We start from the raw sequence: 25,042 nt of genomic DNA, 5'->3' as shown, positions 1-25,042 counted from the left end.
GCCCGGCATTGTGCCTCGGCCACGCCGGCCGCTTCAGAGCGTGGAGAAGCCGCTCGCGAAGTACGTGCCGGGGAAAACGCCGTCCAGGCTGCGCCGCAGCGATTCGCGCAGGCGCGCGCCGTTGAGGGCGTCGTGGCGCAGCACCTCGAACACCGCCGAGCGCAGCAGCCACAGGTCCTCGGGCGTCTGCGCGCTGCGCACCTGCTTGCGCAGCCAGTCCACGCCGGGTGCGCTGGCGTCGGTCGTGGCGAGCACCTGCATGAACGCCTGCTTGGTCTCGACGAAGGCACGGCGGGCGGCGATGCGCGCCAGCTGGGCGGTCGGCGCGATGTTGCGCATGCCGCCCGAGACGGTGTAGTTGCGCGGCTCGCCCGGTGCGGCGGGCCGGCGTGCCGGAGGGCGGTCGATCGCGGGCACGAGCGGCACCGGGTTCATGCGTCGAGCGCGCCGAAGCCGGATTTCGGGGCGCGGGTCGGGAAGTGGCGGTTCAGCCGTTCCATGCGGTGCAACGCCTCGCGCTGGCTGTGGTGCAGCGAGACCAGCTGGAACACCGCCGAGCGCAGGTGCCAGAGCTCCCGTGGCGAGCGGGCGGTGCGCACGCGGTCGGCCAGCAGGCCGGCCTGCGGCGTCTCGATGTCCTTCAGGCAGGCGACGAAATCGTCACGGGTGCGCTGCAGCCGGCGCGATGCGGCGGGCACCACGTCCGTTTGCCATGGCGCCGGCGCCGACAGCCAGCGCAGCAGCCGGGACCACAGCGGATCGACCGACGACAGCACCGCAGGCGGGCAGACCTCGACCCGCGCGCTGCCGCTCACCCGCAGGCGTCGTACTTGGAACAGGAAGGCGTTGAGCATGGTCTGCGGGATATCGGCGCGTGGCTTCGTGAATAAAGCCATTCTTTGCGCCGCTTCCGCGGTGCGAAGCGCCGATAAGGCGCCCGTAACCGTGCTTGTTGGCCGCTGCCCCGTGGGGCGGCGGACCGCCTCAGCCGCGCTCGACCTGGCCGTACAACCGCTTGCGCTGCGGGGTGTAGGCCCACCACGGCGCGGCCGCGGCACCGCCCATGAAATCGGTCACCGCCATGAAGGTGTCCAGCACGCACGGGTCCTGCCGCTTGCCGGTGGCGGCGCACAGCGCCTGGTAGAGGACGAAGGCGTCGCGGCCGAGCAGGTCGCGTGGGTGCTGGATGCCGATCTGCCGCAGGCCGGCCGCCAGCGCGGGGCCGACGTTGGGCAGCTGCTCCAGCGCCGTGCAGGCACCGGCGTCGACGGCCTTGGGCGACTTGACCAGGGTGCGCCGCATCGTGTTGCCGCCTACATCAGCATCGAGTTGCGCACGAGGCCGACCGCCAGGCCTTCCAGCGAGAAGCTGTCGGCCGGGGAGACAACGATCGGCTCGAACTCAGGGTTCTCCGGCAGCAGGCGGATGCCGCTGCCGCTGCGCTCGAAGCGCTTGACGGTGACGTCGTCCCCCAGCCGTGCGACCACGATCTGCCCGTTGCGGGCCTCGCTGGCCTTCTGCACCGCGAGCAGGTCGCCATCGAGGATGCCGGCATCGCGCATGCTCATGCCCCGCACGCGCAGCAGGTAGTCGGGTTTGCGGGGGAACAGGCTGGCCTCCAGCACGTAGGTCTGGTCGACGTGTTCCTGCGCGAGGATGGGGCTGCCCGCGGCGACGCGGCCGATCAGCGGCAACGTGAGCTGCGACAGGCCGGGCAGCGGCAGGCTGAACTGGCGGCCGCGGGCCTCGCGCGCTTCGTTGACGGCACGCAGCGCGGCGCTGGGCAGGCGGATGCCGCGGGAGGTGCCGCCCACCAGTTCGATGACCCCCTTGCGTGCCAGCGCCTGCAGGTGCTCTTCAGCCGCATTGGCCGAGCGGAAGCCGAGTTGCTGGGCGATCTCGGCGCGCGTGGGCGGCGCGCCCGTACGCTCGATCGCGCTGCGAACCAGGTCGAAAATCTGCTGCTGACGTTCGGTCAGCTTCGGGCGGTCGGCCATCGCGTATCCTGTGGATTCGTCCAGTCACTGTAATCTTATCCAGCTTCGTTGCAAATGCAAAACAAGATCGTGATCCTGGGCACGGGCGGCACCATCGCGGGCGCGGCGGCGTCGCCCACCGACACCGTGGGCTACACGGCGGCGCAGTTCGGCGTCGACGAGCTCGTGGCCGCGGTGCCGGCGCTGGCCGGCCGGCCGCTGGAGACGGCCCAGGTCGCGCAGATCGACAGCAAGGACATGCGGTTCGACGTGTGGTGCGCGCTGGCCGCCGCGGCCGCCGGCCACCTGGCGCGGCCGGAGGTGGCCGGTGTGGTGGTGACGCACGGCACCGACACCCTGGAGGAGAGCGCGTACTTCCTGCAGCGCGTGCTGTCGCCGGCCAAGCCGGTGGTGATGGTGGCGGCGATGCGGCCGGCGACCGCGCTCGGCGCCGACGGTCCGCAGAACCTGCTGGATGCTGTCACGCTGGCCGGCACGCCCGGGGTGCAGGGGGTGTTGGCCGTGCTGGCGGGCACGGTGCACGCGGGGGCGGAGGTGCGCAAGACCCACCCCTACCGGCTCGACGCCTTCGGGTCGGGCGACGCGGGGCCGCTGGCGCGCATCGAAGCGGGCCGGCTGCGGCAGTTCCGGAACTGGCCTGCGTCGGGTGCCGCCGAGGCCGCGCGGTTGGCGCAGAAGGTAGCGCAGGCGGCCGGCCGGTGGCCATGGGTCGAGATCCTGACCAGCACGACCGGTACGGATGGCCGTGCGGTAGACGCGCTGCGTGCGGCCGGCGTGGCGGGCATCGTGGCGGCCGGCACGGGCAACGGGGCGCTGCATGGCGCGATGGAGGCTGCGCTGCGGGAGGCGCAGGCGGCCGGCGTGCGGGTGCTGCGCTGCACCCGTTGCGCAGAGGGCGGCGTGATCGACACGGCCGGCGCCCTGCCTTCCGCCGGCACGCTCACGCCTCAGCAGGCGAGGGTGGCGCTGCTGCTCGCCCTGCTGGACACGCCGGGCGGCGACGCCCGGCCGTGAGGAGCGCCGCGCGCCGCCGACTCAGACGCTGACGTTCAGCGTCACGTCGATGTTGCCGCGGGTGGCGTTCGAGTACGGGCACACCTGGTGCGCCGCGTCGACCAGTTCCTGGGCCTTGGCCTGTTCCCAGCCGGGCAGGCTGATGTTGAGCACCGCGGTGATGCCGAAGCCCACCTTGCCGCCGGCCAGCGGGCCGATGCCGACGTCGGCCGTGATCGAGGCATCGGCCGGCAGCGTGGTCTTCTGCTGGCCCGCGACGAACTTCATCGCACCCAGGAAGCAGGCCGAGTAGCCGGCCGCGAACAGCTGCTCCGGGTTCGTCCCGTCGCCGTTGCCGCCCATTTCCTTCGGCGGGGCGAGCTTGACTTCGAGCTTGCCGTCGTCGCTCTTGGAGCGGCCGTCGCGGCCGCCGGTGGAGGTGGCGTGGGCGGTGTAGAGGGTCTTTTCGATGGCCATGGTGGATTGCCTTTCTGTGGGGGGTGCGGAATCAGGCCGCCGCACGCTCGGCTTGGGTGATCACGGTGTCGCGCAGTGCCTTCAGTCGGCCGGTGAGCGACACCAGTTCGTCGAGGTCGCAGCCGCTGGCGCAGGCGACCGCCCGGGGAATGGCCTGGGCCTGTGCCCGCAGCGCGCGGCCTGCGGCGGTGAGCTGCACACGCACGCGACGTTCGTCGGCCGGATCGCGCAGGCGGCTCACCAGCTGCTGCGCTTCGAGGCGCTTGAGCAGCGGCGTCAGCGTGCCGGAGTCGAGCGACAGGCGCTGGCCCAGTTCACTGACCGTGGGGCCGTCGGCTTCCCACAGCACCAGCATCACGAGGTACTGCGGGTAGGTGAGGCCCAGCGGCTCGAGCAGCGGCTTGTAGAGCTTGGTCATCGCCAGCGATGCCGAATACAGCGCGAAGCAGAGCTGCTGGTCGAGCGCCAGCCAGTCGGGCTGGGGAGCGGTGGTGGGCGTCGGGCGGGTCGGCATGGGTGTAAATATAGCTCGCAATTCAATTGCGAGCAATTGAATTGACCCGTTGCCGGAAGGGCCTTGCGGCCCGTCCCGTCAGCCTGCGGCCTGGATGCCCTCGATCTCGCTGGACAGCTCCAGCCACCGCTCCTCCAGCATCGCCACCTCGGCGCCGATGTGGGCGAGCCGGCGGCCCAGCTCGGCGATCTCCGCACCGGGCAGCCCACCCCGCGCGAGGGCGGCTTCGCACTGCTCGCGTTCCTTGGCCAGCGTCGCCATCCGAGCGTCGATGCGGTCCACTTCGATGCGCAGCGGCCGGGTGCGTTCGGCCTGCCGGGCACGGGCCTGGGCCTGCGCCTTGCGGTCGTCGCGCCGTTGCGCGCCGGACGCCGGGGTGGGCGCCGTCGGGGCCGCCGGGGCGGCTTTCACGGCCGCTGCCGGCGCCGACGATGCGGCCGCCGCGGCAGCACGCTTCTCGCCCTTGCCGCTGGCCGCACGCTGCGTCGCACGCGCTTGATCGAGCAGCCAGCGCTGATAGTCGTCCAGGTCGCCGTCGAACGGCTGCAGCGTGCCGCCGGTGACCAGCCAGAACTCGTCGCACACCTCGCGCAGCAGCGCGCGGTCGTGGCTCACCAGCATCACCGAGCCCTCGAACTCGTTGAGCGCCATCGACAGCGCCTCGCGCGTGGTCAGGTCGAGGTGGTTGGTCGGTTCGTCAAGCAGCAGCAGGTTGGGGCGCTGCCACACCAGGCTGGCCAGCACGAGCCGCGCCTTCTCGCCGCCCGAGAGCGTGCCGATCGGCTGCTGCACCATGTCGCCGACGAAGCGGAACTGGCCGAGGAAATCGCGCAGCTCCTGCTCCCGGCCTTCGGGCCCGACGGTGCGCGCGAGCCGCACCATGTGCTGCAGCGGCGCGTCGTCGGCGTGCAGCAGGTCCATCTCCTGCTGGGCGAAGTAGCCGATCGACAGGCCCTTGCCTTCGGTGATCGTGCCGGCCAATGCCGGATGTTCGCGCGCGATGGTTTTCACGACCGTCGACTTCCCCTGGCCGTTGGCCCCCAGGATACCGATGCGCTGGCCGGCCATCACCGTGCGGGTGACGTTGTGGACGATGGGCTTGTCGCTGCCGTCCTCGTTCGCCTTCTGGTATCCGCACACCACGTCGCGCATCGCGAGCATGGGGTTCGGCAGGCTCGGCGGCTCGCGGAACTCGAAGCTGAAGTCGCTGGCAGTCAACACCGGCGCGAGCTTCTCCATGCGCGTCAGCGCCTTCACGCGGCTCTGCGCCTGCTTGGCCTTGGAGGCCTTGGCCTTGAAGCGGTCGATGAACTTCTGCAGGTGCGCGATGCGCTCCTGCTGCTTGACGTAGGCCGAGGCCTGCTGGCTCATGCGCTCGGCGCGCATCTCCTCGAAGGTGGTGTAGTTGCCGCCGTAGCGCGTGAGCTTGGCGTCGTCGAGGTGCAGCGTCACCTTGGTGATGGCGTCGAGGAACTCGCGGTCATGGCTGATCACGAGCATCGTGCCGGTGAAGCGCTGCAGCCAGCCTTCGAGCCACACCAGCGCGTCCAGGTCCAGGTGGTTCGTGGGCTCGTCCAGCAGCAGCAGGTCGGCGGGGCACATCAGCGCCCGCGCCAACTGCAGCCGCATGCGCCAGCCGCCCGAGAAGCTGTTGACCGGGGCGTCGAGCTGCGCGACCGCGAAGCCCAGGCCCAGCAGCAGCGACTGCGCGCGCGCGCGGGCATCGAAGCCGCCGGCTTCCTCGATGTGCACATGCGCCTCGGCGATCGCGTGGCCGTCCTCGGCGGCCTCGGCCTCGGCCAGGGCGGCCTGGGCTTCCATCAGCGGGATGTCGCCCTGCAGCACGAAGTCGGTGGCGCCGTCGCCGGTCTCGGGCATGTGCTGCGCCACTTCGCCGACGCGCCAGCGCGCCGGGATCTCGGCATCGCCGGCGTCGGCCTGCAGGCGGTGCGTGAGCAGCGCGAACAGGCTCGACTTGCCGGCGCCGTTGCGGCCGACCAGGCCGATCTTCTCGCCGGGATTGAGCGTGACGTTGGCGTCGGCCAGCACGACCTTGGTGCCGCGGCGCAGGGTGAGGTTGCGGAGGGTGATCATCGGGGACAGGCAGGGGAGCAGGCGGTGGCGCGGGGTGCCCCGATCGCCAAAGCGTCGATTGTCGCCCCTGTCGTCAGCGCACCTGGATGCCGGCGACGCGGGCGTTGAAGCGCTGTACGTCGGCGGCGGTGAGCCGGTCGCCCAGGCGCCCGACATGCACGTGCCAGCGGCGCATCAGCGTCTTGAAGGCGTGGCTTCGGACGATGTCGGCCGGCAGCCGGTGCACGGGCGCCTGCGGGTCGTCCGGATCCTCGATCGGCGCGGCGGAGGCCTCGGCGATCCAGGTGCGCAGGCCGTCCTGCGCGCCGTGCGCCTCCTGCCTGTCCAGCACCAGCGCCAGGTCTTCCAGCGCCGCGGGCGCGACGTGGTGCGTGGCCGCCAGCGCGACGAGCATCGCCTCGTCGATCGGCGCGGTGCCCGCCGGGCGCGGCTCGATGCGCTCGCAGGCGGCGAACAGGCGGGCGCGGTTGAAGAAGCGCTTGACCTGCCTCGGCGTGGCGTCGTGCGAGGTCACCACCGGGTTCCACAGCTGCAGCGCGTCGAGGAAGCGCGACGAGTCGGTCTCGCGGATGCTGCCGCCGAGCGCGACGCGGATCTCGTCGCGGTAGCGCTGCGCGCGCCGCCATGCCACCGCGAGGGCCACGATGCCGAGGCCGGCCAGCCAGGGCCAGGGCGACACGCCGGAGGGCGCGGGCGGCGCCAGCCCGGCATCGGTCGAGCGCGCCGTGTCCACCGCCCCCGGCGAGGCCGCGCCGGGCCGTGCATCGGCGGCGGCCGCCTCGGGCGGGCGTGCGGCGAGGGGGCCGGCGGCACCGGCAGGCAGAGACGCTGCCGGCAGCGCGGCGTCGACCCGGCTCGGCCGGCCTTTTCCGCTCTCGTGGAGCATCTGGCCGAGCCCCGCCGCGCCGCCGAGCGCGGCCAGCACGGCCACGGCCAGCCCGAGGCGGGCCGCGCGCCGCGCCAGCCGGTCGATCGCCTCCTGCGAGCGCACCGCCCCCGGCTGCGGCGCGACCAGCCGGTCCAGCGCCGCCCGCTCGCGCGGGACCGGCAGCTCGATGTGCACGAGCTTCTTGAGGTACTCCGCGGCATAACGCCCATCGGCGTCCTCCTCCTTGACCGGCGAGCGCACGCACTTCATCACCCGGTCCATCGCGGCGCCGACGACGACGAAGCAGGGGCCGACGTCGACCAGGTAGTTGGTCAGCTCGAGCACGCCGTTGACGGTTTCCGGCGTGCAGCGGTCCAGGTCGTCGATGAAGATCACCAGCCGCCGGTCGAGGGCCTCGCACAGCAGGCCGAATTCGGCGCGGTAGCGTTCCACCGCCCCGGCCGCCTCCTTGCCGTCGTCGGGCGGCCCGGCGGCGCGGCCCATCAGCGCACGCAGCGGCGCGGTGAGCTGCAGCCCGTAGACCGAGATCCCCTTGGTGAACAGCAGCAGCATGAAGCCGGCGGCACCGCCGAGCAGGGAGCTTTCGAACCAGCGGAACAGCGGCGGGGGCGGCAGCGTCTCGGCCGCCGCGAGGATGGCCTTGCGCTCGCTCGGGGCGAGCGGCTTGTTCAGGCCGCTGCCGCTTTCGATCGTCGCGATCAGGTCGGCGCCGGAGCGGAACACGCAGCGGGCACCGGCTTGCTGGCCCGGGCCGGGCTGCACGCGGCAGCGATCGGTGCTGCCGCCCTCGTCCCACACCAGCCGCGTGGCCAGCTCGCAGAACACCTCGGCCCGCACCGGTTCCGCGTTGCGCAGCGCGGCGACGGCCGCGCGGTCGGCGCACAGGGCGGCCAGCGCGGCGGTGTCCTTCGGCGTCGTGGCCTGCGCCGTCTCGGCGGCGGGGCCGGCGGGCGCATCGGAGCCGGCGCGGTCGGCGGGCTGCGCGGCCCTGCGCAGCAGCGGATCGAGCCGGGCCAGGCTGTTGCGGCTGATCGCGCTCGGCTTCTCCTGCAGCACGTAGTGGGCGAAGTTCGCGCGCAGCCGTTGCCAGGGCGTGCTGGCGTCGCCGCCCGCCCCGAAGAAATCGCCCAGCAGCACGCAGATGCCGAGCGCGACGCCGATCGAGACGAGCTTGTAGAACAACCCCCGTCCCCAGATCAGCTGGGAGCGCACCTTCAGCGCCGCGCCGGCCTGCCGCCAGCCCTGCGGCACGGCCTGCCGGCGCACGACGTTGAACAGCGCCGTCAGCGGCCGGCCCTCCTGCTGGTGGTGCCATGCGTTGAACCACGCGGTGCGGAAGCCGGCACGCTGCAGGTCGGTCTGCAGCATCCGCATCACCGAGCTCTTGCCGGAGCCCCAATCCCCGCTGATCGCGATCGTCAGCCGCGGCTGGGTGGCGGCATTGCGCAGGAAGGAGGACAGCGCCTCCACCACCGGCCGGTGGCCGAGCCGGTCGAGCGCCTTGTCGAGCACCGGCTGGTCGGCCTGCAGCGTGGTGGCGGCGCCCGGCGCGGCATCGGTGCCGTCCTCCTGCGTGGCGGCCTCGGCGCCGTGCACCGGCACCAGTCCGAGCAGCCCCGCCAGTGCCAGCACGCTGGCGGCAAGCACCGCGAAGTACCAGGGTGGCAGGTGCCGGCTGTAGGGGGCGATCGCCCGGGCGGTCCCCGCGGCGGTGTCGATGGACAGCACCGTGGCGCCGTCCCCGACGGCCCAGCCGCGCTGGCCGGCGGGGTGCAGGTGCAGGCTCCACAGCTGGGCCCGGGTTCCCGTCTCGACGGCGCTCCAGCGCGTGCCGTCGCGGGTCACGCGCAGCGTGCCGTCGGCGCCGGCCACCCACGCGTTGCCGCTGTTGCCGGCGATGCGCAGGGCGTGCAGGTGGGCGCGCGTGCCGCCGTCGAGGGGGCGCCAGGCGGTGCCGGCGAGGCTGCCGGCCAGCAGCAGGCCGTCGTCGCCGGCGACGAGCACCCGGTTGCCGGCGATGTCCAGGTCGACCGCCCGCAGCGTGCGCGGGGTGCCGGCGGGCTGCGCGGTCCAACTGCTGCCGTCGCGGGTGGCGAGCACCGTGCCGCCTTCGCCCACGGCCCAGCCGGCGAGGCCGTCGGCGTGCATGCGCAGGCCGAGCAGGCGCCGGGGGCCTGCGGATGCGGGCGCGGCTGCAACGGCCTGGGCCTCCCAGCTTGTGCCACCATCGCGGCTCGCCACGATGCGGTCGTCGCCGGCGGCCCAGCCGCGCTGGCCGTCGGCCAGGAACTGCAGGTCGTGCAGCGGGCCGCCGGCCGCCGGCCCGGCGCCTTGCCAGCTCCGCCCTTCGTCGAGGCTGCGCAGCACCTGCCCCTGGTGCGAGGCTGCCCAGGCGGGCTGCCCGTCGGCGGCGAGCACGGCCCGGGCCAGGCCCGGCCCGCCTCGGTGCCGCACCGACCAGGTCTGCCCGGCATCGTCGCTGCCGAGCACCGTGCCATCGCCCGCGACGATGAGGCCGCGCCGGCCGGCGGCATCGAACGCCACGCTCGTCAGCCGGCTGGCGATGCCGGCCGTCAGCAGCCGCCACTGGCGGCCGCCGTCGGCCGTGGCCAGGACCGTGCCGAGCTGGCCGACGGCGACGGCCTGGGCCCCCGCGGCGTCGACCTGCAGCCCCCGCAACTGCGCCTGCGTCCCGGCGGGCTGGGCGTGCCAGGTGGCACCGCCGTCGGTGCTGGCCAGCACGGTGCCGTCGCCCGCGGCCCAGGCCTTGCGCGGGTCGTCGGCCGACAGCACGACGCCGTGCAGGCCGGCCCGGGTGTCCGACCGGCCCGGCGTCCAGGTGCGCCCGCCGTCCTGCGTGTGGAGCACCGCACCGTCGAGCCCGACCGCCACGCCCTCGATGCCGCTGCGCGCCATGCGCAGCGCCCGCAGGTCGAGCCGGGGTCCGCCGCTGGGCAGTTCGGGGCCGGGCCGGCGCAGCAGGGTGCTGCCGTCGCCGGCCATCCAGAGCGTGCTGCCGTCGGGCGTGATGTGCAGCGCGTGCAGGTCGAAGGTGGTGGGCCGGGACTGCGCCTGCCACGTGCCGCCGCCGTCGTCGGTCCGCAGCAGCGTGCCCTCGTCGCCGGCGGCCCAGCCGATGCGCCCGTCGGCGGCGAACGCCACCGCCCGCAGGTGCCGGTCGGTGCCGCTGGCTTGCGGCGCCCAGGTGGCGCCGCCGTCGCTCGTGGCCAGGATGCTGCCCCACTCGCCGACGGCCCAGCCCTGGCTCGTGTTGACGAACTGCACGGCCAGCAGCGCCGCGGTGCCCTCGGCCCGGGCGCGCAGCCCCTCGGCGTCGGGCGCGCTGGCCGCCGGCGCGGCGGCGGGGCGGGTGGAGGACGGCGGGGCGGACGGCTCGGGGCGCGGGCGGGTGTTGGCCTGCGGCGGGGGCGCGGCGGACGGCGTGTCGGCATCGACCTGCACCTTGTCAGGCGGGTCGGGCTGGCGCTGGGGCTGCAGGTCGGTGGGTTGCTGCTGTTGCTGTTGTTGTTGCTGTTGCTGTTGCTGTTGCTGTGATGGTGGAGGCTGCTGCTCCTGTTGCTGTTGCTGCTGCTGCGGTGTCCACGAGGGGTTGTTCTGCAGCTGCGGCGGCGCGCCCTTCGAGGGGGGTTCGGCCGCCTGCGCCAGCGGCCACCCGCCTCCCGCCCGCGCGGCGCGCACGGCCGGCACCGGGGCGGGGCGCTGCTGGGTCCAGGAGCGGCCCCCGTCGCGGCTGTGCAGCACCAGGCCGCTAGTGCCGACGGCCCACATCAGCCGGCCGTCCTCGGGGGCCGCGGCGAGCGCGAGCAGGTCGCCGCGCACCACGTCGCGGCGGAAGGTGTTGCGCTCCAGCGGGTGCAGCCACCATGCGGCGCGGTGCACGTCCCAGGGGTCCAGCGCCCGCAGCGCATCGGGGTGCGCGGGCTGCCGCAGCGCCGCCAGGGTCGCGACCGCCAGCAGCAGCACCACGCCGGCCAAGGCGGCGCGGTATCGCCAGCGCGGCCAGGGCCGGCGCGCCGGGCTGCCGCCGGTGGCACGCCGCGGCGGCGGTTCCGGGCTGCCCGGATCGGCCGGGCGGGCGGTCTTCACCGACTCCGACGGCCCACCGCCCGAGGGGCCCGGGGGCGGGGCGGATCGGGCGGGTGGGCTTTCAGACATCGGGGCGGCGTGGGCGCTCCGACCATTGTTGGCCGTTGGCGGCGGCCGACCACCCCTAGGGTCGTTGCGGGCGGTGCGTCAGCGCGGCAGGGCGCCGGCTTCGATCAGCAGCACCTGGTCGTCGCCGGCGCTGGTGGACAGCCAGACGACGTCGAGGTCCGGGAACGCGGCTTCGAAATGTGCGCGCTCGTGGCCGATCTCCAGCACCAGCACGCCGTGCGGCGACAGCCGCTGCGGCAGCCCGGCCAGCAGGTGGCGCACGAAGTCCATGCCGTCCTCGCCGCCGGCCAGCGCCAGCGCGGGCTCGGCGCGGTACTCGGCCGGCAGCGCGGCCATCGACGCGCTGTTGACATAGGGCGGGTTGCACAGCACGAGGTCGTAGGGGCCGGGCAGCGCAGCCAGCCCGTCGCTCTCGACCAGGGTGATGCGGTCCTGCAGCCCGTGGCGGTCGACGTTGATGCGCGCCACGGCCAGCGCGTCGGCGCTGATGTCGGCGGCGGTGACCTGCACGTCGGGCCAGGCCATCGCCGCGAGCACCGCCAGGCTGCCGTTGCCGGTGCACAGGTCGAGCACGCGCGTGGTGGCGTCGCTGAGCCAGGCGTCGAGCGTGCCCTCCGCCAGCGGCTCGGCGATCAGCGAGCGCGGCACGATGGCGCGGTCGTCGACGTAGAACGGCACGCCCTGCAGCCAGGCCTCCCGCGTCAGGTAGGCGGCGGGCCGGCGGCTGGCGATGCGCTCGGCCACCAGCGCGTCGATCGCCGCGGCCTGCTGCGGCTGCAGTGCCTGCCCGGCGGCGCCGTCGAGGTCGTCCAGCGGCAGCCCGAGGCGCCACAGCACCAGCCAGGCGGCTTCGTCGAAGGCGTTGGCCGTGCCGTGGCCGAACGACACGCCGGCCGCGTCCAGGCGCGCAGCGGCGGCCTCGATGGCCTGCAGCACCGTGGCCGGGGTCGGGAGGGCGTCGCTCACGGCAGCAGCTTCTCGAGCAGGCGGCGGTAGATGTTCTTCAGCCGCTCGACGTCGGCCGCCGCCACGTGCTCGTCGATCTTGTGGATGCTTGCGTTGCAGGGCCCGAACTCCATCACCTGCGGGCAATGCTTGGCGATGAAGCGGCCGTCCGAGGTGCCGCCAGTGGTGGAGAGCGCGGCGACGACGCCGGTCTCGTCATGGATGGCCGCGCCCAGCGCCTCGGTGAGCGTGCCGACCGGCGTGAGGAAGGGCTCGCCGCCGAGCGTCCAGTCGATCGTGTACTCGAGGCCGTGGCGGTCCAGCACGTCCGCCACGCGGGCCTTCAGCGTGTCCGGCGTCGATTCGGTGCAGAAACGGAAGTTGAAGTCCACCACCACCTCGCCGGGGATCACGTTGCCCGCACCGGTGCCGGCGTGGATGTTCGAGACCTGCCAGCTGGTGGGCGGGAAGTAGTCGTTCCCGCGATCCCATTCGACGGCGGCCAGCTCGGCCAGTGCGGGCGCGAACTGGTGCACCGGGTTGCGCGCGAGCTGCGGGTAGGCGATGTGGCCCTGGATGCCGACGACACGCAGCCGGCCCGACAGCGAGCCGCGCCGGCCGTTCTTGACCATGTCGCCCAGGGTGTCGACGCAGGTGGGTTCGCCGACCACGCACATGTCGAGGCGCTCGCCGCGCGCGGCCAGCAGGTCGACGACCTTGACCGTGCCGTCGAGCGCCGGGCCTTCCTCGTCGCTCGTCAGCAGGAAGCCGATGGTGCCGGCGTGCGCGGGGTGCGCGGCGACGAACTCCTCGGCGGCCACGACCATCGCGGCGATCGAGCTCTTCATGTCGGCCGCGCCGCGGCCGTAGAGCTTGCCGTCGCGGTGCGTGGGCGTGAAGGGGTCGCTCGTCCACTGCGCGAGCGGGCCGGTCGGCACGACGTCGGTGTGGCCGGCGAAGACGAAGCACGGCCCCGGCCGGGGGCCGCGGCGCCGGGCCCAGAGGTTGACGACGCGGAAGTCGTCGGGGCCGCTCTCGATGGTTTCGCACTCGAAGCCGAGGGCGGCGAGGCGGGTGGCGACCAGGGCCTGGCAGCCGGCGTCGTCGGGCGTGGTCGAGGGCCGGGCGATCAGCGCCTCGGCCAGGTGCAGGGCAGCGGTCATCAGGTGCGGGGCAGGGGGGGCAGGCCGGTGGCGGCAGGCGCCGCGACGGGCGGCACGTCGATGGTCAGCTCGGTGAAGACGGCGTTGGCGTCGTCCTCGGGCTTGGCCACCGGACGCGCGGCCTGGGCGGTGCTGTTCTGCAGCCGCCACAGCAGGTTGGTGGCCGAATCGGCGTTGGCCAGGGCCTCGTCGCGCGTGACGGTGCCGGCGCCGATCAGGCGGGCAAGGTCTTGCTCGAAGGTCTGCGAGCCTTCGGCGAGCGACTTCTCCATCGCCTCCTTGACGCCGTGCATGTCGCCCTTCTCGATCAACTCGGAGACGAGCTGCGTGTTGACCATCACCTCGATCGCCGGCACGCGGCCGCCGGTGGTCGCGCGCAGCAGCCGCTGCGAGACGATGCCGCGCAGCCCGGCCGCCAGGTCGGCCAGCAGCGCGTCGCGCGACTCGGGCGTGTACATCGACAGGATGCGGCCGAGCGCGTGGTAGCTGTTGTTGGCGTGCAGCGTGGCCAGCACCAAGTGGCCCGACAGCGAATAGGACAGCGCCAGCGACATCGTCTCGCGGTCGCGGATCTCGCCGATCAGGATGCAGTCGGGCGCCTGGCGCAAGGCATTGCGCAGCGCGACCTGCAGGCTCTGCGTGTCGCGCCCGATCTCGCGCTGGTTGACGACCGACTTCTTGTTGTTGAACAGGAACTCGATCGGATCCTCGATCGTGAGGATGTGGCCGGTCATGCGCTGGTTGCGGTGCTCCAGCATGGCCGCCAGCGTGGTGCTCTTGCCGCTGCCGGTGGCTCCGACCATCAGGATCAGGCCGCGCTTGTCGAGCACCATCTGCGACAGCACGTCCGGCACGCCGAGCGTGTCGATCGCCGGGATGTTGAACGGGATGCAGCGGAACACCGCCGCCACCGAGCCGCGCTGCTTGAACGCCGACAGCCGGAAGCTGCCCACGCCGGCCACGCCGACCGCCATGTTGAGCTCGCCGGATTCGTCCAGCTCGGCCAGGTCGGCCTCCGACAGCATCTCGGCCAGCAGCTGGCGCGGCTGCGCCGGCGTGAGCGGCTGGTCGGACAGCTGCATCATCTGCCCGTTGATCTTGATGAGGATCGGCGTCTTGGCCGAGAGGTAGACGTCCGAGGCCGAGCGCTCGGCCATCAGCCGCAGCACACGTTCGAGGTTGCCGCCGCTCATGGGGTGGGCCGGCCGGCCCCCCCGGGGGGAGCGCCGCAGGCGCTGCGGGAGGGAGCCATCAAGCGCGGAGCAGGTCGTTCAGGCTGGTCTTGGCGCGTGTCTGCGCGTCGACCTTCTTGACGATCACCGCGCAGTACAGGCTGTACTTGCCGTCGGCGCTCGGCAGGTTGCCGCTGACCACCACCGAGCCCGCCGGCACGCGGCCGTAGTGCACCTCGCCGGTCTCGCGGTCGTAGATCTTGGTGCTCTGGCCGATGTACACGCCCATCGAGATGACCGAGTTCTCCTCGACGATCACGCCTTCGACGATCTCGGAGCGGGCCCCGATGAAGCAGTTGTCCTCGATGATGGTCGGGTTGGCCTGCAGCGGCTCCAGCACGCCGCCGATGCCGACGCCGCCCGACAGGTGGACGTTCTTGCCGATCTGCGCGCAGGAGCCCACGGTGGCCCAGGTGTCGACCATCGTGCCTTCGTCCACGTAGGCGCCGATGTTCACGTAGCTGGGCATCAGCACCACGTTCTTCGCGAGGAAGCTGCCGCGGCGCGCCACCGCGGGCGGCACCACGCGCACGCCGGTCGCGCGCATCTGCTCCTCGTTGAGGTGCGCGAACTTGGTCGGCACCTTGTCGAAGAAGGCCAGTTCGCCCGCGTGCATCGGCTTGTTGTCGTTCAGGCGGAAGCTCAGCAGCACGGCCTTCTTGGCCCACTGGTTGACGCTCCACTGGCCCACGCCCTGGCGCTCGGCGACGCGCAGGTGGCCGGTATTCAGCGCGGCGATGGTTTCCTCCACCGCTTCGCGCACCGCGGGCGCGTTGAGCGCCGTGATGTCGGAGCGCGCTTCCCACGCGAGTTCGATGGTGCTTTGCAGTTCTGCGTTCATGGAGGTACTCACAAGGACTTGACGTAGGAGACGATGCGCTGGGCGGCTTCGAGGCATTCGGCCACCTCGGCCACCAGCGCCAGCCGTACGCGGCCCGCGCCGGGGTTGATGCCGTGGGCCGTGCGGGCCAGCAGGCTGCCGGGCAGCACCGAAACATTGTATTGAGCGAGCAGGCCCTGCGCGAAGGCCACGTCGTCGCCCTCGAAGGCCGCGGGCACGCCGGCCCACAGGTAGAAGCTGGCGTCGGGCAGCTTCACGTCGAGCACGCTGGCCAGCAGCGGCTCGACCTGCGCGAACTTCGCGCGGTAGAGGTCGCGGTTGGCGACGACGTGCGCCTCGTCGCTCCACGCGGCCACGCTGGCGGCCTGGACGACCGGGCTCATCGCACCGCCGTGGTAGGTGCGGTAGAGCAGGAACTGCTTCATCACCTGCGCGTCGCCCGCCACGAAGCCCGAGCGCATGCCCGGCACGCTGCTGCGCTTGGACAGGCTGGTGAGCGTGACCAGGCGGCGGTAGTCGTCGCGCCCGAGCGCCTTCGCGGCCTGGAGGCCGCCCAGGGGGGGCTCGTCGCGGAAGTAGATCTCCGAGTAACACTCGTCGCTGGCGATCACGAAGCCGTGCCGGTCCGACAGCTCGAACAGCGTGCGCCATTCGTCCAGCGGCATCACCGCACCGGTCGGGTTGCCGGGCGAGCAGACGTAGACCAGCTGCGTGCGCGACCAGGTCGCCTCGTCGATCTGCGACCAGTCGGGCGCGAAGTTGCGCGCGGGGTCGCTGTTGGCGAAGGCCACATCGGCGCCCGCCAGCAGGGCGGCGCCTTCGTAGATCTGGTAGAACGGATTGGGGCAGACGACGGTGGCGCCGGCGCGCGTCGGGTCGATCACCGTCTGGGCCAGCGAGAACAGCGCCTCGCGCGAGCCGTTGACCGGCAGGATCTGCGTCGCGGGATCCACGGCCGTGCCGTACCGCCGTTGCAGCCAGCCGGCCATCGCCTCGCGCAGCCGGGGTTCGCCCGCCGTGGCCGGATAGCTCGACAGCCCGGCGAGGGAGGAGGTCAGGGCGTCCTTGACCAATGCCGGCGGCGCGTGCCGCGGTTCGCCCAGGCCGAGGCTGATCGGGGCCAGCGCCGCGGGGGGTGTGATGTGCTTGGTGAGTTGCCGCAGCCGCTCGAACGGGTACGGCTGCAGGCGGTTCAGCAGGGGGTTCATGGAGGCGGATTATCGCGGCGGGGCGCCGGCCCGATTCGTGCCCTCGGGGACCGGATGAATTGCCTGTGCCGACTGGGTTCTTCGCGGGGTGTGCAACTAAAGTCCTGGCGTCCACAGGCACCCGATGCACCTCCGCGATGAATCTCTTTCCCGGCTTCGAGTCGCTGCGCGTCGCCACGGCGCCCGGCATTGAACTGGCCTGCGTGGCGGGTGGCCACGGACCGGCGCTGCTGCTGCTCCATGGCCATCCGCAGACACATGCCATCTGGCACAAGGTGGCGCCGCAGCTGGCGCGGCACTTCCGCGTGGTGGCGGCGGACCTGCGCGGTTATGGCGACTCGTCGAAGCCCGCTGGTGGCGATGGCCATGTCGCCTACGCCAAGCGCACGATGGCAGAAGATCTGCGCGTGCTGATGCGGACGCTGGGCCACGAGCGTTTCGACGTGCTGGCCCACGACCGCGGCGCACGGGTCGCGCACCGGCTGGCCGCGGACCACCCCGAGGCGGTGCGGCGGCTGGTGCTGCTCGACATCGCACCGACGCTGGCGATGTACGAGCAGACCAGCGACGCGTTCGCGCGGGCCTACTGGCACTGGTTCTTCCTGATCCAGCCCGCGCCGCTGCCGGAGCGGCTGATCGAGGCGGACCCCGCCGCGTACCTGCGTGACGTGATGGGCCGGCGCAGCGCGGGCATGTCGCCCTTCGATCCACGGGCCTGGGCCGAGTACGAACGCTGCATCGCCCTGCCCGGCACGGCGCGCGGCATCTGCGAAGACTACCGGGCGGCTGCCGGCATCGACCTCGAGCATGACCGCGCCGACCGCGCGGCCGGGCGCTTGCTGCCCATGCCCCTGCTCGCGCTGTGGGGCGCCCAGGGCGTGGTGCAGCGCTGCTTCGAGCCGCTCGAGGAGTGGCGCCGGGTCGCGCGCGACGTGCGCGGCGGCCCGCTCCCGTGCGGGCACTACATCGCCGAGGAAGCGCCCGACGCGCTGCTCGCCGAGCTGCTGCCTTTCCTTACTTCAGCAGGAGAACTTTGACATGACGACCCATCGCATCGCCGTGATCCCCGGCGACGGCATCGGCAAGGAAGTGGTGCCCGAGGGCTTGCGCGTGCTCGATGCCGTGGCACGGCGCTTCGGCATCGCGTGGCAGTGGGACCACTTCGATTGGAGCTGCGACCGCTACCTGGCGCACGGGGCGATGATGCCGGCCGACTGGAAGGCCCAGATCGGCGGCCACGAGGCCATCTTCTTCGGCGCGGTGGGCTGGCCGGCGAGCGTGCCCGACCACGTCTCGCTGTGGGGCTCGCTGGTCAGGTTCCGCCGCGAGTTCGACCAGTACGTCAACCTGCGGCCGGCGCGGCTGATGCCCGGCGTGAGTTCGCCGCTGGCCGGCCGGCAGGTGGGCGACATCGACTTCTACATCGTCCGCGAGAACACGGAGGGCGAGTACTCGAGCGTCGGCGGCAAGCTGTTCGAGGGCACTGAGCGGGAGGTGGTGTTGCAGGAGAGCGTGTTCACCCGGCATGGCACCGACCGCATCATGAGGTTCGCGTTCGAGCTGGCGATGAAGCGGCCCAAGCGCCACCTGACCTCGGCCACCAAGTCCAACGGCATCTCGATCTCGATGCCCTACTGGGACGAGCGCTTCGCCGAGATCGCGAAGGACTACCCCGGCGTGCGGACCGACAAGTACCACATCGACATCCTGACGGCGCACTTCGTGCAGCACCCGGACTGGTTCGACGTGGTGGTGGCCTCCAACCTCTTCGGCGACATCCTGTCGGACCTCGGGCCGGCCTGCACCGGCACCATCGGCATCGCGCCGTCGGCCAACCTCAACCCCGAGCGCCGCTTCCCGTCGCTCTTCGAGCCGGTGCACGGGTCGGCACCGGACATCTACGGTAAGGGCATCGCCAACCCGATCGGCCAGATCTGGGCGGGCTCGATGATGCTGGAGCACCTGGGCCACGCCGAGGCCGGGGCGGCGGTGCTGCGTGCGATCGAGGCGGTGCTGCAGGACGGGCCGCGCACGCCGGACCTGGGCGGCCGCGCGACCACGGTGGACGTGGGCAAGGCCATCGCCGACGCCGTCGCGTCTGCCTGAATCCCAAGGTGAAGCGCAAGGTCGTCGCACCATGAAAAAAGCGGGCCCAAGGCCCGCTTTGCACTGATGCCGGTCTGGCGAACGGATCAGGCCTGGCGACGGCGCGCCACGAAGGCGATGGCACCGAGGCCGGCGAGCGCCAGCGCCCAGGTGCCGGGCTCGGGGACGGCGCTGACGGTCATCACGCCGCTGTAGGCCGTGCGGCCCACGGTGGAAACACCTTCCACGAAGAGGTGGTAGGTGATGCCGGAGGCCAGCGATGCATTGCTCAGGCCCCAGACCTCGGTGCCGTTCGTGGGGGAATCGGCGAGCAGCTGGGTGAAGTTGTAGACGACGGTCGAGCCGTTGGTGAGGTAGATCTTCGTGAAGTCGACGTCCTGGTTGCCGAGGAGCGTCGTGTTCAGGCTGCCGGAAATGTTCGACAGCGCATACGGGACTTCGAACGTGTATTCGTCGAAGAAGGCGCCGGCGCCGGGCGTGTTGCCCAGGTAGAGCGTGTCGTTGTCGAACGTCAGCGGGGTCGAGGTGGGGGCGGCGCTCGCGAACGTGGCGGCGAGGGCGACGGCTGCGGCGATCAGGCTCTTCTTCATGGTGTTCGGTGTTCCCTTGGTGAGGCCGCGCCGCCCGGGATATCGGGCTGGCTGCGGTGAGCCCGCATTCTCAGAAGCAAGACCTCGCCGCCGGGCCGCTCGCACAGGGGGGGTCGAGCCTCTTCCAACCGCAAGGCGTGACGGGCTTCACGCCCGCGTCGTCGCTCAGAGGCGACCCACGCACCCCACCGCGCCACAGCGGCAGGCCAAGCGGCCTTCGTGGTGCGTCTCGCCGTAGTTCACGGTGATTTCCTCGCCGGGCTCGATGGCCTTCAGCGCATAGAACTCGATCCGGCCGCCGCGGATCATCAGCCGCGCGTTGGGGGCGCAGGAGTGGTTGGTGAAGCGCATCGGGTCGGTCGACCGGGAGGCGTCGATGGCGGTGCGGTGCGACACCTCGACGATCATGATGCGCTGCTGCCCTTCGGCGCGCCGCCTCGCCTCCGACACGCTGATCGCCTCCCCGCGGATCTCGCCGATCTTCAGCCGCGCAGGAATGGGCTCCGACGCGAACACCCCGAAGCCGTCGATCCGGCTGCGGGCGACGCGCACGTCGTACTTCTGGTAGGCCGGCCGTTCGGCGAGAGGCATACGGGAGCGGTCCGGCTTAGAGCAGGCCGCGCTCGGCGGCGTGCTGCGGCAGCTCGACCACGGGCTGCGGCTTCCAGCCCTTCTGGCGGTGCTCGGCCACCACGTTGGTGTAGATGCCGCCCCGCACGTACCACTTGGCCGTAATGCGGACGAAACGGGGCTGCGTCGCCTTGACGATGTCGTCGAGGATGGTGTTCGTCACCTTCTCGTGGAAGGCGCCCTCGTTGCGGTAGCTCCAGAAGTACATCTTCAGGCTCTTGAGCTCGATGCACAGTTCGTCCGCGATCATGTCGATCATGAAGTGCGCGAAGTCCGGCTGCCCCGTCAGCGGGCAATGGCAGGTGAACTCCGGCACCTGGAACTGGATCACGTAGTCCCGTTGCGGAGCAGGATTCGGGAACACGTGCAGTTCCTTGCTCGGCGCGGTCGGCGGGTTCACGGGCGCCGTGCGTTGCGGCGCGGGGGCGGGTTTGGCGGTCTTGGCCATGACGGAAGGCGGTCGGGCAAAAGGGGTGCGATGCTATCATCCGCCCCCGTTCCTGCCCGCGGTCAAGGGCAAAAATCCCTTCTGAATCAATACCTTGGCGTGCTCCAGGGCTACGTGCTCATGCGGCTCAACCAGATCAAGCTTTCCGGCTTCAAGTCTTTCGCCGAACCCACCACGTTCCAGTTGCCCGGCCAGTTGGTCGGGGTCGTCGGGCCCAACGGCTGCGGCAAGTCCAACATCATGGACGCGGTGCGCTGGGTGCTCGGCGAGAGCAAGGCGAGCGAGCTGCGCGGCGAGTCCATGCAGGACGTCATCTTCAACGGCTCGGGCAACCGCAAGCCGGCGAGCCGCGCCAGCGTGGAGCTGGTGTTCAGCAACGAGGATGCACGGGCCGGCGGCCAGTGGAACCAGTTCGCCGAGATCGCCGTCAAGCGCGTGCTGACGCGCGACGGCACGAGCAGCTACTACATCAACAACCAGCCTGTACGCCGGCGCGACGTGCAGGACGTGTTCCTCGGCACCGGCCTCGGCCCGCGGGCCTACGCCATCATCGGCCAGGGCACCATCAGCCGGATCATCGAGTCCAAGCCCGAGGAGCTGCGCATGTTCCTGGAGGAGGCCGCGGGGGTCTCCAAGTACAAGGAGCGGCGCCGCGAGACCGAGCACCGGCTGAAGGACACGCGCGAGAACCTCACGCGGGTCGAGGACATCCTGCGCGAGCTCAACACGAACCTCGACAAGCTCGAGAAGCAGGCCGAGGTCGCGACCGAGTACCACAGCCTGCAGCAGCGCGGCACGCTGCGCCTGCACCAGCTCTGGTTCCTCAAGCATCGCGACGCGGCCACCGAGGAAGACCGCATCAAGAAGGCGGCGGCCGAGGCGAGCGTCGCACTCGAGGCCCGGCTGGCCGAGCTGCGCCATGTCGAGGCCGAGCTCGAAACCATCCGCCAGGCGCACTACGCGTCGAGCGACGGCCTGCATGCCGCGCAGGGCGCCCTGGCGGAGGCCTCGCTGGAGGTGAGCCGGCTCGAGGAGCGCATCCGCTACGTGGTCGAAGGCCGGGCGCGGGCGGCGCAGCGGCTCGCCGAGCTGCAGGCGCAGATGGGGCAATGGGCCGAACGCCGCGCGCAGGCCGAGGAGGAGCTGGAACACATCGCCGAGCAGATCGCCGCGGCGGACGAGCAGGCCGAGGTCCTTGCGGCGCAGGCGGAAGAGCAGGGCGTTCAGCTGCCGACGCTCGAAGACGCCGTGCGCACCGCCCAGGGCCGTGCCAACGAGCAGCGCGGGCTGGTCACGCAGGTGCAGCAGCAGATCCAGCTGCTGGCCGCGGAGAGCCGCAACATCGATGAGCAGATGCGTGCGCTGCGCGGCCGGCGGGAGCGCCTGGCGGCGGAGCGGCAGGGCCTGGCGGCGCCGGACGCGGGCCGGCTGGACGACTTGCGCCTGCAGAGCGAGCAGGCCGCCGAGACGCAGGCCATCGCCGAGGAGCGCCTGCACGAGCTGACCGAGCAGGTGCCGCAGCTCGATGAGCAGCGCCGTGCGCAGCAGGAGGCGGTCAACCGCGAGACGGCCCGGCATGCGGACCTTTCCGCCCGCCTCGACGCCCTGCGCGCTTTGCAGGAGAAGGTGCAGACCGAGGGCAAGCTGAAGCCCTGGCTCGCCAAGCACGGCCTGGACGGCCTGCCGGGGCTGTGGACCCAGGTCCACATCGAGACCGGATGGGAGACCGCGCTCGAGTCCGTGCTGCGCGAGCGGCTCAACGCGCTCGAGGTGGGCCGCGTCGATACGGTCAAGGCCTTCGCCGCCGACGCGCCGCCGGCGAAGCTGGCCTTCTACACCAAGCCTGCCGGCAGCTTCTCCGACACCCACCAGACGCTGCCGCGCCTGTCCGATCTGCTGCGGCTCGGCGATGCCGGCCTCAAGGCGCTGATGACCGACTGGCTGGAAGGCGTCTACACCGCCCCGTCGCTCGACGAGGCGCTCGCAGCGCGCGGGCGCCTGACGCATGGCGAGATCATCGTCACGCGGGAGGGCCATGCGGTGTCGCAGTTCGCGGTGGCCTTCTATGCCCCCGATTCCGAGCAGGCCGGCATGCTGGCGCGTGCGCAGGAGATCGAGAACCTGGAACGCCAGCTCCGCGCCCAGTCGCTGATCAGCGAGGAGAGCAAGGGCGCCGCGGTGCGCAGCGAGGCGGCCTACACCGAGGCGGCCACCCGCCTGGCCGGTGTGCGCCGCGAGGCCGCCGAGGCGCAGACGCGTGCCCACCAGCTGCAGGTCGAGCTGATGCGCCTGCAGCAGCAGGCCGAAGCCGCCAGCAGCCGCCGCAGCCAGCTCGAAGGCGAACTGGGGGAGGTCGACGGCCAGGTCGAGGACCTGAACGAACGGCGCGCCACGGGCGAGGCGCGCTTCGAGGAGCTGGATCTCCAGCTCGCCAACACGCAGGAGCGCCACGCTGAACTGGAAGAGGCGGTCATCGCCGCCGAACGCAAGCTGGCCGACGCGCGCGAGCAGCTGCGGGCGCTGGAGCGCCAGGCGCAGGAGGCGCAGTTCTCGGCCCGCTCGCTGGCGGCCCGCCGCGGCGAGCTGCAGCGCTCCATCGAGACGGCCGTGCAGCAGGTGGCCGCCAGTACGCAGGCCACCGAGCAGCTGCAGCAGGAGCTGGCCGGCTTCGACGACGCCGCCGCGCAGGCCGGCCTGCAGGAGGCGCTGGCGCTCAAGCTGGAGCGTGAGCGCGCCCTGGCCGCGCAGCGCAGCCAGTACGACGACCTGTCGGCCCAGCTGCGGCGCGCCGACGAGCAGCGCCTCACCTTCGAGCGCAGCCTCGAACCGCTGCGCGAAAGCATCACCAAGCTGCAGCTCGAGCAGCAGGCGGCCTCGCTGGGCGGCGCGCAGTTCATGGAGCAGCTGACGGCCGCGCAGGTCGACCTGCAGGCGCTGGCGGCCGCCATCGAGGCCGACGGCGTCAAGTTGTGGAGCCTGCAGGGCGAGATCGACCGCATCAACCGCGACATCGCCGCCCTGGGCGCCGTCAACCTCGCCGCCCTCGACGAACTGGCGACGGCGCGCGAGCGCAAGACCTTCCTCGACGCCCAGAACGCCGACCTGATGGAGGCCATCGGCACGCTCGAAGGCGCGATCCACAAGATCGACCTGGAAACACGCGACCTGCTGAGCAACACCTTCAACCAGGTCAACGACGGCTTCGGGCGAATGTTCCCCAGCCTCTTCGGCGGCGGCAACGCCAGGCTGGTGATGACCGGCGACGAGATCCTCGACGCGGGCGTGCAGGTGATGGCGCAGCCGCCCGGCAAGAAGAACAGCACCATCCACCTCCTGTCAGGCGGCGAGAAGGCGCTCACCGCCATCGCGCTGGTGTTCGCGATCTTCCAGTTGAACCCGGCGCCGTTCTGCCTGCTCGACGAAGTGGATGCGCCGCTGGACGACGCCAACACCGAACGCTACGCGAAGCTGGTGACGCAGATGAGCGAGGGCACGCAGTTCCTCTTCATCAGCCACAACAAAATCGCGATGGAGATGGCGCGGCAGCTGATCGGCGTCACGATGCAGGAGCAGGGCGTGTCGCGCATCGTGGCCGTGGACATGGAGACCGCCGTCGGCATGGTCGAGGCGGCGTGAGGACGAACGAATGACGTTGACGGTGGCATTGGCGATCCTGGCCGGGATCGTGATAGCGGCGCTGGTCGTGCACAGCATCTGGACCGCGCGACGGGCAGGCCCCCGGCGCGCCGACGGCGAGCTGCCGGCCCATCGGGTGGAACCCGGCCTGGACGCGATCTCGGCCTCGGCCGACGACGGCACGAAGGAGCCGTCGTCCGGCGCCTCTGATCCTGCCGACGAGCCCCACCCCGCGCTGCGCCCGCCCCCGCCCGCTGCGCGGCGCCCGGCGCGGCTCGATCCGCTGATCGACGCGATCGCGCCGTTGGCACTCGATGCGCCGATCAGCGGCGACATGGTGCTGGCGCACATGCCCCCGTCCCGGCGGGCCGGCACCAAGCCCTTCCACATCGAAGGCCTCAACGTCGAGACCGGCGACTGGGAGGCACCGATGCCGGGCCGCCGCTACGGCGAGCTGCAGGCGGGTGTGCAACTGGCCAACCGCAGCGGCGCGCTGAACCAGATCGAGTATTCGGAGTTCGTGCAGAAGGTCCAGGCCTTCGCGGAGGCGGTGGGCGCGATGCCGGATTTCCCCGACATGCTCGACGTCGCCGCCCGCGCGCGTGAACTGGACGGCTTTGCCAGCCCCCACGATGCGCAGCTCAGCATGCTGTTGCGTGCCAACAGCGCGGCCTGGTCGGTGGGCTTCATCCAGCAGAGCGCGGCGCGTCAGGGCTTCGTGCCCGGGGCGCTGCCGGGCCGGCTCGTGCTGCCCGCCCCCGACGAGGGCGCGCCGCCGGTGCTGGTGCTGAGCTTCGACCCGCAGGCGGCGCTGGCCGAGGATCCGGCTGCCGCCGCCCTGCGCGAGGTCACGCTGAGCCTCGACGTGCCCCAGACGCCGGAGACCGCCGAGCCCTTCGCCGCCTGGCAGGAGGCGGCACGCGCGCTCGCGGCGAGCATGGACAGCACGCTGGTCGACGACCGCGGATGGCCGATCACGCTGCAGCATTTCACCGGCATCGCGGCCGATCTGCAGGTGCTCTACCGCACCCTGGAATCGCGCGACCTCGCCGCCGGTTCGCCGGCCGCCCGGCGGCTGTTCAGCTGAGCCTGCCGATCCGGCC

21 protein-coding genes are annotated in these 25,042 nt (G+C 72.0%); 5 read left to right on the top strand and 16 right to left on the bottom strand.

Annotated elements, in window-relative coordinates; all coding sequences use genetic code 11:
- Nucleotides 1-33: 33 nt before the first annotated feature.
- The 4 genes from V4F39_RS25825 to lexA all read right to left on the bottom strand — a co-directional run bounded on the left by V4F39_RS25825 (nt 34) and on the right by lexA (nt 1,997).
- Nucleotides 34-435: a hypothetical protein gene (locus tag V4F39_RS25825; RefSeq protein ID WP_332293117.1), complete on the bottom strand. Its 402-nt coding sequence runs from the start codon at nt 433-435 to the stop codon at nt 34-36.
- Nucleotides 432-854, bottom strand: a complete 423-nt coding sequence (locus V4F39_RS25820; RefSeq protein WP_332293116.1) for a hypothetical protein — start codon at nt 852-854, stop codon at nt 432-434. Before V4F39_RS25820 ends, V4F39_RS25825 begins: the two co-directional genes overlap by 4 nt.
- Nucleotides 855-984: 130 nt before the next feature.
- Nucleotides 985-1,302, bottom strand: coding sequence for a helix-hairpin-helix domain-containing protein (locus V4F39_RS25815; protein ID WP_332293115.1), 318 nt, complete (start codon nt 1,300-1,302; stop codon nt 985-987).
- Between the two features lie 11 nt (nt 1,303-1,313).
- Complete coding sequence (lexA, locus tag V4F39_RS25810) at nt 1,314-1,997, bottom strand: transcriptional repressor LexA (RefSeq protein WP_332293114.1); 684 nt, start codon at nt 1,995-1,997, stop codon at nt 1,314-1,316.
- A 54-nt stretch (nt 1,998-2,051) separates the two neighbouring features.
- On the opposite strand from lexA, the gene V4F39_RS25805 reads away from it, so the two are divergent.
- Entirely contained in the window at nt 2,052-3,011 is a 960-nt protein-coding gene (locus V4F39_RS25805) for an asparaginase (protein WP_332293113.1), read from the top strand.
- Between the two features lie 21 nt (nt 3,012-3,032).
- Here the strand turns inward: V4F39_RS25805 and V4F39_RS25800 are convergent, their stop codons facing one another.
- The 9 genes from V4F39_RS25800 to dapC form a co-directional block, all read right to left on the bottom strand.
- Nucleotides 3,033-3,467, bottom strand: a complete 435-nt coding sequence (locus V4F39_RS25800; RefSeq protein ID WP_332293112.1) for an organic hydroperoxide resistance protein — start codon at nt 3,465-3,467, stop codon at nt 3,033-3,035.
- Between the two features lie 31 nt (nt 3,468-3,498).
- Nucleotides 3,499-3,981: a MarR family winged helix-turn-helix transcriptional regulator gene (locus V4F39_RS25795; protein ID WP_332293111.1), complete on the bottom strand. Its 483-nt coding sequence runs from the start codon at nt 3,979-3,981 to the stop codon at nt 3,499-3,501.
- Between the two features lie 78 nt (nt 3,982-4,059).
- Complete coding sequence (locus V4F39_RS25790) at nt 4,060-6,075, bottom strand: ABC-F family ATP-binding cassette domain-containing protein (RefSeq protein WP_332293110.1); 2,016 nt, start codon at nt 6,073-6,075, stop codon at nt 4,060-4,062.
- 73 nt (nt 6,076-6,148) lie between these two features.
- Nucleotides 6,149-11,071, bottom strand: coding sequence for a YCF48-related protein (locus V4F39_RS25785; protein WP_332293109.1), 4,923 nt, complete (start codon nt 11,069-11,071; stop codon nt 6,149-6,151).
- Nucleotides 11,072-11,218: 147 nt separating this feature from the next.
- Nucleotides 11,219-12,106: a 50S ribosomal protein L3 N(5)-glutamine methyltransferase gene (gene prmB / locus V4F39_RS25780; protein WP_332293108.1), complete on the bottom strand. Its 888-nt coding sequence runs from the start codon at nt 12,104-12,106 to the stop codon at nt 11,219-11,221.
- Nucleotides 12,103-13,248, bottom strand: coding sequence for a succinyl-diaminopimelate desuccinylase (gene dapE, locus V4F39_RS25775; protein WP_332293107.1), 1,146 nt, complete (start codon nt 13,246-13,248; stop codon nt 12,103-12,105). The genes prmB and dapE overlap by 4 nt, the downstream gene beginning before the upstream one ends.
- A complete protein-coding gene (locus V4F39_RS25770) occupies nt 13,248-14,441 on the bottom strand; it encodes a PilT/PilU family type 4a pilus ATPase (protein WP_332293106.1) in 1,194 nt (397 codons plus the stop codon). The genes dapE and V4F39_RS25770 overlap by 1 nt, the downstream gene beginning before the upstream one ends.
- Before the next feature lie 58 nt (nt 14,442-14,499).
- The gene (gene dapD / locus V4F39_RS25765; RefSeq protein ID WP_332293105.1) at nt 14,500-15,321 is read right to left on the bottom strand and encodes a 2,3,4,5-tetrahydropyridine-2,6-dicarboxylate N-succinyltransferase; all 822 of its coding nucleotides are present in this window, start codon (nt 15,319-15,321) and stop codon (nt 14,500-14,502) included.
- Nucleotides 15,322-15,329: 8 nt separating this feature from the next.
- Entirely contained in the window at nt 15,330-16,529 is a 1,200-nt protein-coding gene (gene dapC / locus V4F39_RS25760; RefSeq protein WP_332293104.1) for a succinyldiaminopimelate transaminase, read from the bottom strand.
- A 137-nt stretch (nt 16,530-16,666) separates the two neighbouring features.
- Here dapC and V4F39_RS25755 point away from each other — a divergent pair, with 137 nt between their 5' ends.
- On the top strand, nt 16,667-17,566 hold the full coding sequence (locus V4F39_RS25755; RefSeq protein WP_332293103.1) for an alpha/beta fold hydrolase: 900 nt from the start codon (nt 16,667-16,669) through the stop codon (nt 17,564-17,566).
- A gap of 1 nt (nt 17,567) precedes the next feature.
- Entirely contained in the window at nt 17,568-18,635 is a 1,068-nt protein-coding gene (locus tag V4F39_RS25750) for a tartrate dehydrogenase (RefSeq protein ID WP_332293102.1), read from the top strand.
- A gap of 86 nt (nt 18,636-18,721) precedes the next feature.
- On the opposite strand, the gene V4F39_RS25745 is transcribed toward V4F39_RS25750, so the two are convergent.
- From V4F39_RS25745 to queF, 3 genes are all read right to left on the bottom strand, one after another.
- The gene (locus V4F39_RS25745; RefSeq protein ID WP_332293101.1) at nt 18,722-19,225 is read right to left on the bottom strand and encodes an FxDxF family PEP-CTERM protein; all 504 of its coding nucleotides are present in this window, start codon (nt 19,223-19,225) and stop codon (nt 18,722-18,724) included.
- A gap of 165 nt (nt 19,226-19,390) precedes the next feature.
- Nucleotides 19,391-19,816, bottom strand: a complete 426-nt coding sequence (locus V4F39_RS25740) for an SET domain-containing protein (RefSeq protein WP_332293100.1) — start codon at nt 19,814-19,816, stop codon at nt 19,391-19,393.
- Nucleotides 19,817-19,832: 16 nt separating this feature from the next.
- Nucleotides 19,833-20,303: a preQ(1) synthase gene (gene queF, locus V4F39_RS25735; RefSeq protein WP_332293099.1), complete on the bottom strand. Its 471-nt coding sequence runs from the start codon at nt 20,301-20,303 to the stop codon at nt 19,833-19,835.
- A gap of 120 nt (nt 20,304-20,423) precedes the next feature.
- Between queF and smc the strand changes: the two genes are divergently transcribed.
- Both smc and V4F39_RS25725 read left to right on the top strand, forming a co-directional pair.
- Nucleotides 20,424-23,939, top strand: coding sequence for a chromosome segregation protein SMC (gene smc, locus V4F39_RS25730; RefSeq protein ID WP_332293232.1), 3,516 nt, complete (start codon nt 20,424-20,426; stop codon nt 23,937-23,939).
- Between the two features lie 10 nt (nt 23,940-23,949).
- The gene (locus V4F39_RS25725) at nt 23,950-25,026 is read left to right on the top strand and encodes a cell division protein FtsZ (RefSeq protein ID WP_332293098.1); all 1,077 of its coding nucleotides are present in this window, start codon (nt 23,950-23,952) and stop codon (nt 25,024-25,026) included.
- Nucleotides 25,027-25,042: the final 16 nt, after the last annotated feature.

Source organism: Aquincola agrisoli, from assembly GCF_036621135.1.
Classification (GTDB): Bacteria; Pseudomonadota; Gammaproteobacteria; order Burkholderiales; family Burkholderiaceae_C; genus Aquincola; species Aquincola agrisoli.
Note: the sequence above shows the minus strand (reverse complement) of the source record. Positions and strands in the feature narration are given on the sequence as shown.